Source organism: Streptomyces sp. NPDC051664, from assembly GCF_044453545.1.
Classification (GTDB): Bacteria; Actinomycetota; Actinomycetes; order Streptomycetales; family Streptomycetaceae; genus Streptomyces.
Map to the genome: position 1 here is coordinate 353,352 of NZ_JBITCU010000004.1, position 14,369 is coordinate 367,720.

At 70.4% G+C, this 14,369-nt stretch carries 9 protein-coding genes; 4 read left to right on the top strand and 5 right to left on the bottom strand.

Annotation, left to right across the window (positions count from 1 at the left end):
* Positions 1 to 100: 100 nt before the first annotated feature.
* The 3 genes from ACIA8E_RS10660 to ACIA8E_RS10670 all read right to left on the bottom strand — a co-directional run bounded on the left by ACIA8E_RS10660 (position 101) and on the right by ACIA8E_RS10670 (position 4,825).
* On the bottom strand, positions 101 to 1,309 hold the full coding sequence (locus ACIA8E_RS10660; protein WP_399296821.1) for a branched-chain amino acid ABC transporter substrate-binding protein: 1,209 nt from the start codon (positions 1,307 to 1,309) through the stop codon (positions 101 to 103).
* A 636-nt stretch (positions 1,310 to 1,945) separates the two neighbouring features.
* Positions 1,946 to 2,416, bottom strand: coding sequence for a PaaI family thioesterase (locus tag ACIA8E_RS10665; protein ID WP_399296552.1), 471 nt, complete (start codon positions 2,414 to 2,416; stop codon positions 1,946 to 1,948).
* 81 nt (positions 2,417 to 2,497) lie between these two features.
* Positions 2,498 to 4,825 carry an FdhF/YdeP family oxidoreductase gene (locus tag ACIA8E_RS10670; protein ID WP_399296554.1) on the bottom strand — a complete coding sequence of 776 codons (2,328 nt, stop codon included), beginning with the start codon at positions 4,823 to 4,825 and terminating at the stop codon, positions 2,498 to 2,500.
* Between the two features lie 156 nt (positions 4,826 to 4,981).
* On the opposite strand from ACIA8E_RS10670, the gene polA reads away from it, so the two are divergent.
* A complete protein-coding gene (gene polA, locus ACIA8E_RS10675) occupies positions 4,982 to 7,690 on the top strand; it encodes a DNA polymerase I (RefSeq protein ID WP_399296556.1) in 2,709 nt (902 codons plus the stop codon).
* 72 nt (positions 7,691 to 7,762) lie between these two features.
* Here polA and ACIA8E_RS10680 read toward each other — a convergent pair whose 3' ends face one another.
* Positions 7,763 to 8,635 (bottom strand): DUF4184 family protein, encoded by an 873-nt coding sequence (locus ACIA8E_RS10680; protein WP_399296558.1) that lies wholly within the window; start codon positions 8,633 to 8,635, stop codon positions 7,763 to 7,765.
* A gap of 195 nt (positions 8,636 to 8,830) precedes the next feature.
* Between ACIA8E_RS10680 and ACIA8E_RS10685 the strand changes: the two genes are divergently transcribed.
* The 3 genes from ACIA8E_RS10685 (at position 8,831) to ACIA8E_RS10695 (ending at position 11,800) form a co-directional block, all read left to right on the top strand.
* Positions 8,831 to 10,501 carry a lytic murein transglycosylase gene (locus ACIA8E_RS10685; RefSeq protein ID WP_399296560.1) on the top strand — a complete coding sequence of 557 codons (1,671 nt, stop codon included), beginning with the start codon at positions 8,831 to 8,833 and terminating at the stop codon, positions 10,499 to 10,501.
* A 144-nt stretch (positions 10,502 to 10,645) separates the two neighbouring features.
* A complete protein-coding gene (locus ACIA8E_RS10690) occupies positions 10,646 to 10,783 on the top strand; it encodes an SPW_0924 family protein (RefSeq protein ID WP_399296562.1) in 138 nt (45 codons plus the stop codon).
* A gap of 12 nt (positions 10,784 to 10,795) precedes the next feature.
* Positions 10,796 to 11,800 carry a DUF3068 domain-containing protein gene (locus tag ACIA8E_RS10695; RefSeq protein ID WP_399296564.1) on the top strand — a complete coding sequence of 335 codons (1,005 nt, stop codon included), beginning with the start codon at positions 10,796 to 10,798 and terminating at the stop codon, positions 11,798 to 11,800.
* Here the strand turns inward: ACIA8E_RS10695 and hrpB are convergent.
* Positions 11,787 to 14,294 (bottom strand): ATP-dependent helicase HrpB, encoded by a 2,508-nt coding sequence (hrpB, locus tag ACIA8E_RS10700; protein ID WP_399296566.1) that lies wholly within the window; start codon positions 14,292 to 14,294, stop codon positions 11,787 to 11,789. The genes ACIA8E_RS10695 and hrpB overlap by 14 nt on opposite strands.
* Between the last annotated feature and the right edge of the window lie 75 nt (positions 14,295 to 14,369).

The window sequence follows — 14,369 nt, forward strand, 5'->3', positions numbered from 1 at the left end:
CTCCGTGGAGTGGTTCGGATATGGCACCGCGCGGGAGCGCTGGTAGCGCCCCCGCGCGGCCTGGTTGCTTGCTATGGGTGACCGGTAGGGCTTGGCAGTCCTACTTGTAGGCCTCGCTGAGCTTGGAGACCCACTTGCCGCCGTCGACCTGGTAGGCGGTCATCATGGTGTTGGTGGTGTCGCCGTACTCGTCGAAGGAGACGGGGCCGGTCACGCCGTCGAAGTTGACCTTGCCGACCGCGTCGAGGACCTTGGCGCGGGGGTCGGAGGGGAGCTTGCCGTCGTTGGCGGCGACGACGGCCTTGACGGCCTCGATGATGGCCATGGTGGCGTCGTAGGTACCGCCGCCGTAGGCCTCGTAGGCGTCCTTGTAGCCGGCCGTCTTGTAGTCCGCGATGAACTTCTTGGCGGAGTCGAGCTCCTCGACGGGCTTGCCGACGGAGGTGGCGATGTCGCCCTGGGCCTTCTTGTTGAGCTTGATGAAGTCGGCGCTGTACATGCCGTCGCCGCCCATGAGGGGGATCTGGACGCTGTCCTTGAGCTGCTGGCTCAGGGGTGCGCCGGCGGGGTATTCACCGCCGTAGTAGACGGCCTTGGCGCCGGACTTCTTGACCTTGGTGACGACGGCGTTGAAGTCGCGGTCGTCGGGGTTGACGTGGTCGGCGCCGACGATCTTGCCGCCGAGCTCGGTGAACGTCGCCTTGAAGGAGGCAGCCAGGCCGGCGCCGTAGGTCTTCTGGTCGTCGATCAGGTAGACGTTCTTGATCTTCGCGTTGTTGAAGAGGTACTTCGCAGCGAAGGCACCCTGGATCTGGTCCGTGGTGGCGGTGCGGAAGTAGGTCTTGAAGGGGCGCTGCTTGTCGCCGGTCTTCCAGTCGTTGCCCTGGGTCAGCTCGGTGCCCGTGTTGGCGGGGGAGATCTGGGTGAGGCTGGCGTCGTTGAGCGGCTTCTGCATCGACTGCGAGACGCTGGAGTTCAGGGGACCGACAACGCCGAGGACGTCCTTGTTGTCGATGAACTTCTGGGCGTTCTGCCCTCCGACGGAGGGCTGGGCCTGGTCGTCGAGGGGCTGAATCTTGAACGTGACGCCGGGGACCGTCTTGTTCTTGTTCGCCAGGTTGACGGCGAGGTCGGCGGAGTTCTTGATGCCGAGACCGAGCGCGGAGAGGTCGCCGGTCAGGGGCGCGTCGACGCCGATGACGACGGTCTGGTTGTCGTCGCCGCCGCTGCTGTTCTTGCTGTCGTCGCGCGACCCGCAGGCGGTGAGCGTCAGTGCTCCGGTGGTGAGCACTGTGGTGAGGATGAGCAAAGAACGGTGTCGCACGAAAAGTCCTTTCCCTGGCGCGGCCTCCTCTGCTTGAGGTGCCGTGTCGTTCGCCGGGCCGTACTGGGTTGGTACAGGGCCGTGCAGCAGACGCGCCCGGCGGCGCGGTGACTGGCCGTGACTCTAGGCGCAGGTGGCGGGGTCGGGGATGGGTCGGCTGAGGATGTGACTGTCTTGTTATGACGTTGAGGAAGGCTTGAGGTGGCTGTGCGGACATGTACGGCTTTTTGCTGGACGGTGAAGTGACCGCATTCTGAGAACGCGCAGCTCTGCTAAGGGGCTTGAAGCGATCTTGGTGCTGTCGCGTCGCGGGGGCGGTGCGGGCGCGTCGAAGTGCCCGGCGGCCGAGGGGCCGGGTCCTGTGTGCCGCCCGGCGGTGCCCGGGTATTGCGCGCCTGTTACGCAGTGTTACGCCGGGGGGCGGTGTGGTCCACGCCCCGTGGTGTCCGTGGGGTGTGTGTGGCTGTTGAGTGGGCCATACAACTGGTTGTGCGGTCAAGAGCGTTGGGGGTGGAAGTTGCTCAACGCCCGTTTCTGCGCGGGTGGTTGTGGGTGGATATGGCGCTGCCCGGCCGGGTTTGTGGTCCGGGCCGGGCAGAGGTGTGGTGCGGTGCCGGTGCGTCAGGCGGCGGCGGGCTTGGGGGCGTCGCGCAGCAGGCAGGTGAGGCGTGCGGTGCAGACGCGCTTGTCCTGTTCGTCGGTGATGACGATCTCGTACGTGGCGGTGGAGCGGCCGCGGTGTACGGGGGTGGCGACGCCGGTGACGAGTCCGCTCCGTGCCCCTCGGTGATGGGTGCAGTTCAGGTCGACACCGACGGCGAGCTTGGTGGCGCCGCCGTGGAGCATGCTGCCGACGGAGCCGAGGGTCTCGGCGAGGACGGCGGAGGCGCCGCCGTGCAGGAGTCCGTAGGGCTGGGTGTTGCCTTCGACGGGCATGGTGCCGACGACGCGGTCCGCGGAGGCTTCGACGATCTGGACGCCCATGCGTTCGCCGAGGTGGCCGGCGGAGAAGAGGGCGGGCAGGTCGACGCCGAGTGCGGCGTACTCGTCGATGATCTCCTGGGGGAACTTGGGTGCGGTGTGCTCGCCCATGGGGTCCGGCTCCGATCGTCTGCGGTGGTTCATAGCTTTATTGCTGTGTGCATCGTTCTTACCAGACGACTGAGCGAACGCTTAGCGGGATGTGGGTGCGGATTCTTCCGGTATGTCCTGCTCCTGGACGCTCCGGCTCTGGATGTTCTCGAAGCGGATGACGACGGACTTGCTGGCGGGGGTGTTGCTGGTGTCGGCGGTGGAGTCGAGGGGGACCAGCACGTTGGTCTCGGGGTAGTAGGCGGCGGCGCAGCCGCGGGCGGTGGGGTAGTGGACGATGCGGAAGCCGGGTGCCCGGCGTTCGGTGCCGTCCTTCCATTCACTGACGAGGTCCGTGTATGCGCCGTCGGTGAGGCCGAGGGTGCGGGCGTCGTCGGGGTTGACCAGGACGACGCGGCGGCCGCCCTTGATGCCGCGGTAGCGGTCGTCGAGGCCGTAGATCGTGGTGTTGTACTGGTCGTGGGAGCGCAGGGTCTGCAGCAGCAGCCGGCCTTCGGGGAGTTCGGGGTATTCGACGGGGGCCGCGGTGAAGTTGGCCTTGCCGGTGGTGGTGGGGAAGCGGCGGGAGTCGCGCGGTGGGTGCGGGAGGGTGAAGCCCCCGGGGCGGGCGACGCGGGCGTTGAAGTTCGCGAAGCCGGGGACGACGCGGGAGATGCGGTCGCGGATCGTGGCGTAGTCCTTCTCGAACTCTTCCCAGTCGGTGGTGGATTCGGGGCCGAGGACGGCGCGGGCGAGGCGGGCGACGATGGCGGGTTCGGAGAGCAGGTGGGGGCTTGCGGGGGCGAGGTTGCCGCGTGAGGCGTGGACCTTGCTCATGGAGTCCTCGACGGTGACGAACTGCTTGCCGCTTGCCTGGACGTCCTTGTCGGTGCGGCCGAGGGTGGGCAGGATCAGGGCGCGGCGGCCGGTGACGGCGTGCGAGCGGTTGAGCTTCGTGGAGACGTGGACGGTGAGGCGGGCGCGGCGCATGGCGGCTTCGGTGACGTGGGTGTCGGGGGTCGCCGCGACGAAGTTGCCGCCCATGGCGAAGAAGATCTTCGCGTCGCCGTCGCGCAGGGCCTGGATGGAGCGGACGACGTCGTAGCCGTGGTGGCGCGGTGAGGTGATGCCGAATTCCTTGTCGAGGGCGTCGAGGAATTCGGGTGCGGGGCGTTCGAAGATGCCCATGGTGCGGTCGCCCTGGACGTTGGAGTGGCCGCGGACGGGGCAGACCCCGGCGCCGGGGCGGCCGATGTTGCCGCGCAGCAGAAGGAAGTTGACGACTTCGCGGATGGTGGCCACGGAGTGTTTGTGCTGGGTGAGGCCCATGGCCCAGCACACGATGGTGCGCTTCGAGGCGAGGATCATGGTGAGGGCCTGCTCGATGGCGGTGCGGTCGAGGCCGGTGGCGGTGAGGGTCTCGTCCCAGTCGGCGGCGCGGGCGGCGGCCGCGAACTCTTCGTAGCCGTGGGTGTGTTCGGTCACGAATGTGTCGTCGACGGCGCCTTCGGTCTCCAGGATCATCTTGTTGAGGAGCCGGAAGAGGGCCTGGTCGCCGCCGATACGGATCTGCAGGAACAGGTCGTTGAGGGCGGTGCCCTTGATCATGCCCTGGGGTGTCTGGGGGTTCTTGAACCGCTCCAGTCCGGCTTCGGGCAGCGGGTTCACCGAGATGACCCTGGCGCCTGCGGCTTTGGCCTTCTCCAGGGCGGAGAGCATCCGGGGGTGGTTGGTGCCGGGGTTCTGTCCGGCGACGATGATCAGGTCGGCGTGGTGGAGGTCCTCGAGGGAGACGCTGCCCTTGCCGACGCCGATGGTTTCCATGAGTGCGGAGCCGGAGGACTCGTGGCACATGTTGGAGCAGTCCGGCAGGTTGTTGGTGCCGAATTCGCGGGCGAACAGCTGGAGCAGGAACGCGGCCTCGTTGCTGGTGCGGCCGGAGGTGTAGAAGAGCGCTTCGTCCGGGGAGTCGAGGGCGCGCAGTTCCTCGGCGATGATGTCGAAGGCGTGTTCCCAGGTCACCGCTTCGTACCGGTCGGCGCTTTCGGGCAGGTACATCGGCTGGGTGATGCGGCCCTGCTGGCCGAGCCAGTACCCGCTGCGGCCGGCGAGGTCGGCGACGGGGTGTGCGGCGAAGAAGTCCGGAGTGACGCGGCGCAGGGTGGCTTCTTCGGCGACGGCCTTGGCGCCGTTTTCGCAGAATTCGGCGGTGTGCCGTTTGTCGCCCTCGGGCCAGGCGCAGCCGGGGCAGTCGAAGCCGTCCTTCTGGTTGACCTTGAGGAGGGTCCGGGCGGTGCGGCGGATGCCCATCTGCTGCTGGGCGATGCGCAGGCTGTGGGCGACGGCGGGGATGCCGGCGGCCGAGCGCCGGGCCGGTTCGACGTGCGGTGCGTCCTGGACCGGGTCACCGGTGGGCGGCTTGGTGGCCATTGTGCTCCCCTTTGAGCCAGCTGCGAACCTGCGCGGTGTCGCTGCATGCGTTCCTGTGGTTGTTCCTGTCGTCGATCGTGTCACGCGGCGCGGGGCGTGTGCCGGGCGAGTGGCTTGCGGTCCGGATTGTCAGTGGGCCGTGGCAGGATCGGGGGCGTGGCTGAGACGGCATCGAAGAAGACGGCAGACAACCGACCGCGCCTGCTCCTGATGGACGGGCACTCCCTGGCGTACCGGGCGTTCTTTGCGCTGCCTGCGGAGAATTTCACGACGGGGGCGGGGCAGCCGACGAACGCGGTGTACGGCTTCGCGTCGATGCTGGCGAACACGTTGCGTGATGAGGGGCCCACGCATTTCGCGGTGGCGTTCGACGTTTCGCGCCGGACGTGGCGGTCGCAGGAGTTCCCCGAGTACAAGGCGAATCGTTCGAAGACGCCGGACGAGTTCAAGGGGCAGGTCGAGCTGATCGGCGAGCTGCTGGACGCGATGCACGCCGATCGTTTCGCGGTCGACGGCTTCGAGGCGGACGATGTGATCGCCACGCTGGCGACGCAGGCGGAGGCGGCCGGGTTCGAGGTGCTGATCGTCACCGGTGACCGGGATTCGTTCCAGCTGATCACGGACAACGTCACGGTGCTGTACCCGACCAAGGGTGTCTCGGAGCTGACGCGGTTCACTCCGGAGAAGGTCGAGGAGAAGTACGGGCTGACGCCGCAGCAGTACCCGGACTTCGCGGCGCTGCGCGGGGACCCGTCGGACAACCTGCCGGGTATTCCGGGCGTCGGGGAGAAGACGGCGGCGAAGTGGATCAACCAGTTCGGTTCGTTCGACGACCTCGTCGCGCGTGCGGACGAGGTCAAGGGGAAGGCCGGGCAGAACTTCCGGGACCACCTGGATTCCGTGAAGCTGAACCGTCGGCTGACCGAGATGGTCCGTGACGTGGAGCTGCCGAAGACTCCGCAGGACCTGGAGCGCGCGCCGTACGACCGCTCGGCGGTCACGGGTGTGCTGGATGTGCTGGAGATCCGTAATCCGAGCCTGCGCGAGCGGCTGCTCGCCGTGGATCCGGGGGCTGCGGAGGACGAGGCTCCGGCTCCTGCTGCGGGCATCGAGCTGGACGGTGCGGTGCTGGCTGCGGGCGAGCTCGCGCCGTGGCTGGCCGAGCACGGCGGGCAGCCGCTGGGTGTCGCCTCGGTCGACACGTGGGCGCTGGGCGCCGGCAGTGTCACGGAGATCGCGCTGGCCGCGGCCGACGGGGCGGCGGCGTGGTTCGACCCGGCGCGGCTCGACGAGGCGGACGAGCGGGCGTTCGCCGCGTGGATCGCGGACGCCGGGCAGCCGAAGGTCATGCACAACGCGAAGAGTGCGATGCGGGTGTTCCCCGAGCACGGCTGGCAGGTCGAGGGCGTCACGATGGACACGGCGCTGGCCGCCTATCTGGTCAAGCCCGGCCGCCGTTCGTTCGCACTGGACGCGCTGGCGGTGGAGTACCTGGGCCGGGAGCTGGCCCCCGCGGCGGCGGACGGGCAGCTGGCGTTCGGTGCGGACGACCAGGCGGAGGCCGATGCGCTGATGGCGCAGGCCCGCGCGGTCCTGGACCTCGGGGAGGCGTTCGCCGCCCGGCTGAAGGAGGTCGGTGCGGCCGAGCTGCTCCACGGCATGGAGCTGCCGACGTCCGCGCTGCTGGCCCGGCTGGAGCGGCACGGCATCGCGGCAGGCCGGGAGCATCTCGAATCGATGGAGCAGCAGTTCGCCGGCGCCGTCCAGCAGGCGGTGAAGGAGGCGCACGCGGCGGTGGGCCGCGAGTTCAACCTGGGCTCGCCCAAGCAGCTCCAGGAGGTCCTCTTCGGTGAGCTGGGCCTGCCCAGGACGAAGAAGACGAAGACCGGTTACACGACGGACGCGGACGCGCTCGCGTGGCTGGCCGCGCAGACGGAGCACGAGCTGCCGGTCATCATGCTGCGCCACCGCGAGCAGGCGAAGCTGCGGGTCACGGTCGAGGGCCTCGTCAAGACGATCGCGGCGGACGGCCGTATCCACACCACGTTCAACCAGACCGTGGCGGCGACCGGCCGGCTCTCGTCGACCGACCCCAATCTGCAGAACATCCCGGTCCGCACCGACGAGGGCCGGGCGATCCGGCGCGGCTTCGTCGTCGGCGACGGGTTCGAGACGCTGATGACGGCCGACTACAGCCAGATCGAACTGCGGGTGATGGCCCACCTGTCGGAGGACGCGGGCCTGATCGAGGCGTTCATGTCCGGCGAGGACCTGCACACCACGGTCGCGTCGCAGGTCTTCGGCGTCGACAAGTCCGCCGTCGACCCGGAGATGCGCCGCAAGATCAAGGCCATGAGTTACGGACTGGCGTACGGGCTCTCCGCGTTCGGTCTCTCGCAGCAGCTGAACATCGAGGCGGGCGAGGCGCGCGGCCTGATGGACACGTACTTCGAGCGGTTCGGCGGTGTCCGTGACTATCTGCGCCGGGTGGTGGAGGAGGCCCGGGCCACCGGCTACACGGAGACGGTGTTCGGCCGCCGCCGCTACCTCCCGGACCTGAACAGCGACAACCGGCAGCGCCGCGAGACGGCCGAGCGGATGGCGCTCAACGCGCCCATCCAGGGCACGGCGGCGGACATCGTCAAGGTCGCCATGCTCCACGTCGACCGGGCGCTGACCGACGCGAAGCTGACGTCGCGGATGCTGCTCCAGGTCCACGACGAAATCGTGCTGGAGATCGCCAAGGGCGAGCGCAAGCAGGTCGAGGAGATCTTGCGCCACGAGATGTCGACGGCGGTGCAGTTGCGTGCCCCGCTGGACGTCTCGGTCGGTGTCGGCGCGGACTGGGAGTCCGCGGCGCACTGACCCGGCAGTGACGCGGCGCCCGCCCGGGCGCAGGGATTCCCAGAGGTGTCCGGCCCGGTCGGCCGGACACCCTCAGGGGCTGTCCGGCGGGCTTGTCATCAGGTCTGTCCGGTGACCGGGTGGTGCGGTGGCGGTGGGTGGCTCGTCCCGGGGCCGGGCTCGGAGCCGTATCCAGGTTCCGTACAGCACCAGGCCGACCGCAAGGCCTGCTCCGGCGCCGAAGCAGGCGGTCGGGATGATGTCCAGCGGTGTGTCGATGTGCCCGAAGTACGCATACCAGCGGGCGCACCGGTGGACGATGCCGAGGAGTACGCAGACGCTCAGCAGGGCGCCCGCGCACCACCGTGCCCGGCGGTCGAGGACCGGTACGGACGGTTGGACGGGCCGCGCCCCGGTCCGTCGCAGCGCGGACGCGGTGAACCAGGCGAGCACGGTCAGTGCCACCGCCGAACTGCCGTACTGCACGCACTGGAACACCGGAAAGCCGCCGACGTTCTCATTGAGGACCGGCACCAGCCGGGTGCCCCACCTGTCGTGATGGGTGAACGCGTCCCACACCACGTGCGTGCCCGCCCCGATGACCGCCGACACGACGAACCACGCACCGTCCCGCACCCTCCACGGGCCCTGCCGTTCTCCGCGTACGAAGGTGTGCACGCGCCCCTGCCACGCTCCCGGCAGCAGCGCCACGACCGGTTCGCGCAGCAGCAGCCACAGCGCCACCACGGCCGCGGTGATCAGGACGTCCACCGTGAACACGCCCCACACGGCATGCGTGACCTGACCGAACTCCATTGCGCCCGGGACAGCCGTATCCGCGTAGTACGTCATGTCGGGGGCGAACGAACCCGCGACGAGGGCCGAAGCGAAGAGCGGCCCGCGCGCGGTGCCGTTGCGTCGGACGACCGGCAGTACGGCAGCGGCATGGCTGAGGGTGAACGGCATGGCCGCAAGTATGCGCGAGCACGGTCGTGCGCATCCGATGGACACCCGACACCTGCCGTTCAACTTGCGGTCCGGAACGTGAAATACCAATAAAAATCGGTCAGGCCACTGTGTTCGGGCGGCGCAAGTTGCCGTAGGGTCGCCTGAGTCCTCGCGCTGGGGAGCGCGGGCCGTCGATGGGGAGGGACCAGACGTATGGCAGCGCAATTCGGTCGCCGACTGCGCCGAGGGGCGACCACCACTGCGGTGGCGGCAGTTGCTGTGGCGGCGCTCTCCGCGTCACAGGGCCCCGGAGCGGTGCTCGCATCGGACGGTGGCGGCGGTGACCAGCGCACAGCCGGGTCCGCACCCTCGGACGACAGGGCGGCAACCGGCAACTCGCCGTACTACACGGACCTGCCGCCGCTGGTTTCCCCCAACAAGCCCGGTACGTCCACCAATCTGCCGATCACCGGCAGTGCGGAGTCCGGCATACCGGCCTCGATCCTGGCTGCGTACAAGAAGGCCCAGCAGTCCATCGCGAGCAGCGACGCCGCCTGCCGGCTGCCGTGGCAACTCCTCGCTGCGATCGGCAAGGTGGAGTCCGGCCAGGCCCGGGGCGGCCGGGTCGACGCGAACGGCACCACGTTCTCCCCGATCCTCGGCCCGGTCCTCAACGGCCAGGGCTTCGCGATGATCAAGGACACCGACAACGGGGCGTACGACGGGGACTCGACGCACGACCGTGCGGTCGGCCCGATGCAGTTCATCCCGTCGACATGGGCGACCTGGGGCCAGGACGGCAACGACGACGGCCGCAAGGACCCCAACAACATCTATGACGCGGCGCTCGCCGCCGGGCACTACCTCTGCGCCGGCTCCCGCGATCTGGCGCTCGCGGCCGATCTCGACCGGGCGGTCCTCAGCTACAACCACTCGAACGAATACCTGCGTACGGTCCGCTCCTGGTTCGACTACTACAAGCGCGGCACGCACGAGGTCCCCGACGGCACCGGCGTCGTCCCGCCGCCCCTCGACGGTGGTTCGGACCCGAGCCCGGACCCCGGCACCTCGCCGTCCCCGACCCCGCCCGCTAAGCCGGACCCGGACCCGGACCCGAAGCCGTCGAAACCGGGCGGCGGTTCGACCGACCCGAAGCCCCCCACGCCCCCGGCCACCCAGCCCCCCAAGCCGTCCCAGACCCTCGCCGGTGTGGAGAACGCGGGCACCGGTGCGCTGACCGCCACCGCGGGCGACGCGTTCGCCGAGCGGATCAAGGTACGGGCGAAGAACAGCCTCGGCGGGCCGCTCGCCAAGGTGTCCGTGACGTTCACCATCGCCGGTGACACGGACGCCCGCTTCGAGGGCGGGAAGAGCGCGGTCACCCTGGCCACCGGATCCGACGGCACGGTGACCGCCCCGGTGCTGCAAGCGGGCGAGACGACGGGGAAGTTCACCGTCCGGGCCATCGCCACCGGCCGCTCGCTGCCGGCCGTCATGTACACCGCGACCGTCACCGCCCGGCAGGCCGACGCCATCGCCCGGACCGACGACAAGACGCTGACCGCGGCGCCCGGCGCCGAGTTCGCCGACGCCGTCGAGGTCAAGGCGACCTACAAGGGCGCGATCGCGTCCGGTGTCGCCGTCACCGCCACGATGATCACCGACGCGGACACTCCGGCCGAGAACGACAAGGGTCCGTACTTCAAGGACCCGGACGGCAACACGGTCCGCACCCTGACGGAGCTGAAGACCGACGCCGACGGCACGCTGACGCTCCCGAAGATCTACGCCGACGACACCGCGGGCACGTACAAGCTCCGCCTGACCACCGAGGGCGGCGCCACAGTCGTCATCGAGCTCACGGTCGAGGCCCCCGCCGCCTGACGCCCCGCACCGCGTTTCACCGAGCAGCCCCTGTGCCACCACCCGGCACAGGGGCTGCTCCACGTGTTCTCATCTCGCGCCTGCGTTGCTACGGTGCCCCAACCCTGACGACCCATCAGATCAGCGCTCTCCGGGAGGCCGAGCATGCGTGCAGTCATCGCCGCCGCCATCGGGCTGGCCGCGGCCCTCGCCCTCGTGTTCACCATCAGCGCGATCGGCGCACCCCCCGGCGAGACCTCGCCCCAACCCCTGCTGACCAACGTCCCCGGCCCCAAGAAGTAGAGGGAGGGCGCCATGCGCCGCCGAGCCGGCCTCGTACTCCTGGCCTTCGCCGTGTTCTTCGCCGCCCTGTCACCCCTGCTGCGCTGGTACGCCTTCCCGAGGCTGGCGAAGATCCCCCCGAGCCAGTACCAGGAGATGGTGCTGGAGGCGAAGCCCGCCACCCTCCTCGACTACAACGACGGCATGAAGGTCAAACAGGTCCCCAAGGTCACCATCGTGCAGACCCTCAAGGGCAATGTGGAGGCGTCCGAGAAGATCGAGCGCAGCGCCGGCCGCGACGTCGTCGTCTGGGACGGACTCAGCTACGTCGTCGACCCGAACGGCAAGATGGTCTCGGAGATCCCCGAGCGCTACATCTTCGACGCGCACAGCCAGGCCCCAGTCCACGCCACCGGCGAGATGGTCGACGGCGACCCGGTCGAGCGCCAGGGCATCGAGTTCAAGTGGCCGTTCCTCACCCAGAAACGCGACTACGAGTACTTCGACGCTCAGAGCCGCACCACCTCGCCCATCCACTACAAGGGCACCCGCAAGTTCCGCGGCATGGACGTCTACTACTTCGAGCAGACCATCCCGTGGACCGAGGTCCCGATGCCGAAGAAGATGCCGATCAAGGGCGTCACCGCCGAGCAGGTCGCCAAGACGGGCATGACCCGCTGGTACACCACCAAGCGGATGTTCTGGGTCGACCCGGTCACCGGCGCGCCCGTCAACGGCGAGGAGATCCACAAGGAGGAGCTGCGCAACGCGAAGGCGATGGGCATGCCCCAGGACACGGTCACCGCATTCGCCGGGCACGTGAAGATGCGCGAGGACTACATCGAGTACACCGTCGCCCTGGTGAAGTCCCAGCGGGTGCTGGTCCTGCTGCTCACCTCGTACCTGCCGTGGGGCTTCCTGGTGCTCGCCGCCGGGCTGCTCGCGCTCGCGCTGTGGCTGGAGGCGCGCTCCCGGCGGCCGGGCGGCCCGCAGCCGGCCGCCGCATCCGCACCGGATCCGGTGCCTACTCCCGCCTGAGCCGCGCCGACGTGTACCGGGTCGCCTCCACCGTCGTCGGGTCCGCCGGCCACGGATGCTTCGGGTAGCGGCCGCGCAGATCCGCCCGCACCGCCCGGTATCCGTCCCGCCAGAACGACGCCAGATCCGCGGTGACCGCCGCCGGGCGGCCGGCGGGGGAGAGCAGATGGACGAGCACGGGCACCCCGGCCACCTTCGGTGTCTCGGCGAGACCGAACAGCTCCTGGAGCTTCACCGCAAGCACGGGCTGCTCGCCGCCGTACTCCACCCGGATCCGCGACCCGCTCGGCACCTCGATGCGCTCCGGTGCCAACTCGTCCAGCCGGGCCGCCTCGCCGGTCGCCCACGGCAGGAGCCGGCGCAGCGCCTGCCCGGCGTCGATCCTCGCCAGGTCGGAGCGGCGGCGGGCCCGGGACAGTTCGGGCTCCAGCCACTCCTCGGTACGGGCGAGCAGCGCACCGTCCGACACATCCGGCCACGGGGTGCCCAGCTCCCGGTGCAGAAAGGCGAGCCGCTCGCGCAGTTGTCCGGTCTCCCGGGTCCAGCGCAGCAGTCCGAGCCCCTCGCGCTCGAGCCCGTCCACCAGCGCCGCCCGCACCAGCTCGGGCCCCGGCTGCTTCAGCGCGCGCACCGACAGTTCGACGGCGCCCAGCCGTTCCACCGAGCGCGCCACCACGTCGCCGCCCACCCAGCGGACCTCCTCGCCGGAGAACCGCAGATGCCCGGCGGCCAGCCGCGCAGTGTCCTCGTCGATGACGGCGGCGAGTCGCACCCGGGCGGACGCCGCGTGCGCCGGCCGGTCCGCGACCGCGACGGCCAACCACGGCGCACTGCGCAGCCGCGACCCGTCCCGCAGCTCCGCGCCCGTCCCCGACGCCATCAGGAAGGCCCCTTCGCCGCGGGCCCGCGCCACCCGTTCCGGAAAGGCCAGCGCCGACACCAGGCCGACGGCCGCATCGTCCGAACCACTCCGGCCGGAACCCTCGCCGCTGCCTTCGATGGACGACGACAGCCGCCGTACCTCCTGCCGCCAGCGCGCCGCATAGCCGTCCCCGCCCCGTCGTGCGGTACGCAGTGCGGCCGCCAGGTCGTCCCCGTACTCCCGCGGCGGCTCCTCGCTCAGCAGCGCCACCACCTCGGCCGCCCGGCGGCCGCCGACCTCGGCCGCACCGTCCAGGAGCGCCCGCGCGAGCCGCGGATGCAGACCCAGCCGGGACATCCGTACGCCCCGGTCGGTCACCCGGCCGTCCGCGTCCACCGCGCCGACCGCCGTCAGCGTCTCGCGGGCCGCGCCCATCGCACCGGCCGGCGGCGGATCCAGGAGCGCCAGACCCGACGCGTCCGGATCGCCCCAGCACGCCGCCTGCAGCGCGAACGCCGCCAGATCGGCCACCTTGATCTCCGGCGACGGGAAACGGGCCAGCCGCCCGTCCTCCCCCTGCTCCCAGCACCGGTACACCGCCCCCGGTGCCTCACGCCCCGCCCGGCCCGCCCGCTGCCTGCCCGCCGCCTGCGAGGCCCGTACGGTCGTCAGCGCGCTCAGTCCCCGCGCATGATCGGTACGCGGCTCCCTGGCCAGGCCCGAATCGACGACGATCCGCACCCCTGGCACCGTCAGCGACGACTCGGCGACGGAGGTCGCGAGCACCACCCGGCGGCCCTCCGACGAACCTGCCAGCACGGCGTCCTGGACCGCCGCCGGAGCCCGCCCGTGCACCTGCAGAACCTCTGCCAGTACCCCCGTCAGCTGTCCCGCGACGCGGCCGATCTCACCGACGCCCGGCAGGAAACACAGCACATCGCCGTCCCGCTCGGCGAGCGCCCGGCGCACCACCGAGGCGACATGGGTCAGCAGCGCCGGGTCGACCCGCATCCCGTGCGGCGGCCTGACCGGCCTCACCGGCGGGGCCCACACCACCTCCACCGGGTGCGACACGCCCTGCGCCTCGACCACCGGTGCGTCGCCGAGCAGCCGGGCCCAGCCCTGCGCGTCCGTCGTCGCCGACGCGGCGACCAGCCGCAGATCGGGCCGGATCGCCTCCCGTACGTCGAGGAGGAACGCGGCGACCGTGTCCGCGTCCAGGTGCCGTTCGTGGCACTCGTCGATGATCACCGCGTCGACCCCGGCGAGCTCCTGGTCGCGCTGGAGCCGTTGCAGGAGCACGCCGGTGGTCACGACCTCCACCACCGTGTCGCGCCCCACGACACGCTCCCCGCGCACGGTGAACCCGACGCGCCGCCCGGTCTGCTCCCCGAGTAGCCACGCCATCCGCCGCGCCGCCGCCCGGGCCGCGATCCGGCGCGGCTCGGCGACCACCACACGGCGCGCAGGGCCGCCGCCGACCAGGCCCGCGAGGACCAGCGGGACCAGCGTCGTCTTGCCGGTGCCGGGCGGTGCGCAGAGCACCGCGACACCCCGGTCGTCGAGCGCCTGCCGGAGCGCGGGCACGGCGGTACGGACGGGCAGCCGGTCGAGGGCGTCGGTACGGATCACGCCCCCAGTCTCGTACGACCGGCGCCCGGTACCGCACGGCGGGCGCTCGGTCCCGTACGACCTGCACGGCGCACG

Coding starts and splice junctions, on each gene's coding strand:
- ACIA8E_RS10690 (WP_399296562.1), top strand. CDS start 10,646: ATGCGTGCAGTCATCGCCGCCGCCATCGGGCTGGCCGCGGCCCTCGCC.
- ACIA8E_RS10665 (WP_399296552.1), bottom strand. CDS start 2,416: ATGGGCGAGCACACCGCACCCAAGTTCCCCCAGGAGATCATCGACGAG.
- ACIA8E_RS10680 (WP_399296558.1), bottom strand. CDS start 8,635: ATGCCGTTCACCCTCAGCCATGCCGCTGCCGTACTGCCGGTCGTCCGA.
- ACIA8E_RS10670 (WP_399296554.1), bottom strand. CDS start 4,825: ATGGCCACCAAGCCGCCCACCGGTGACCCGGTCCAGGACGCACCGCAC.
- ACIA8E_RS10695 (WP_399296564.1), top strand. CDS start 10,796: ATGCGCCGCCGAGCCGGCCTCGTACTCCTGGCCTTCGCCGTGTTCTTC.
- ACIA8E_RS10685 (WP_399296560.1), top strand. CDS start 8,831: ATGGCAGCGCAATTCGGTCGCCGACTGCGCCGAGGGGCGACCACCACT.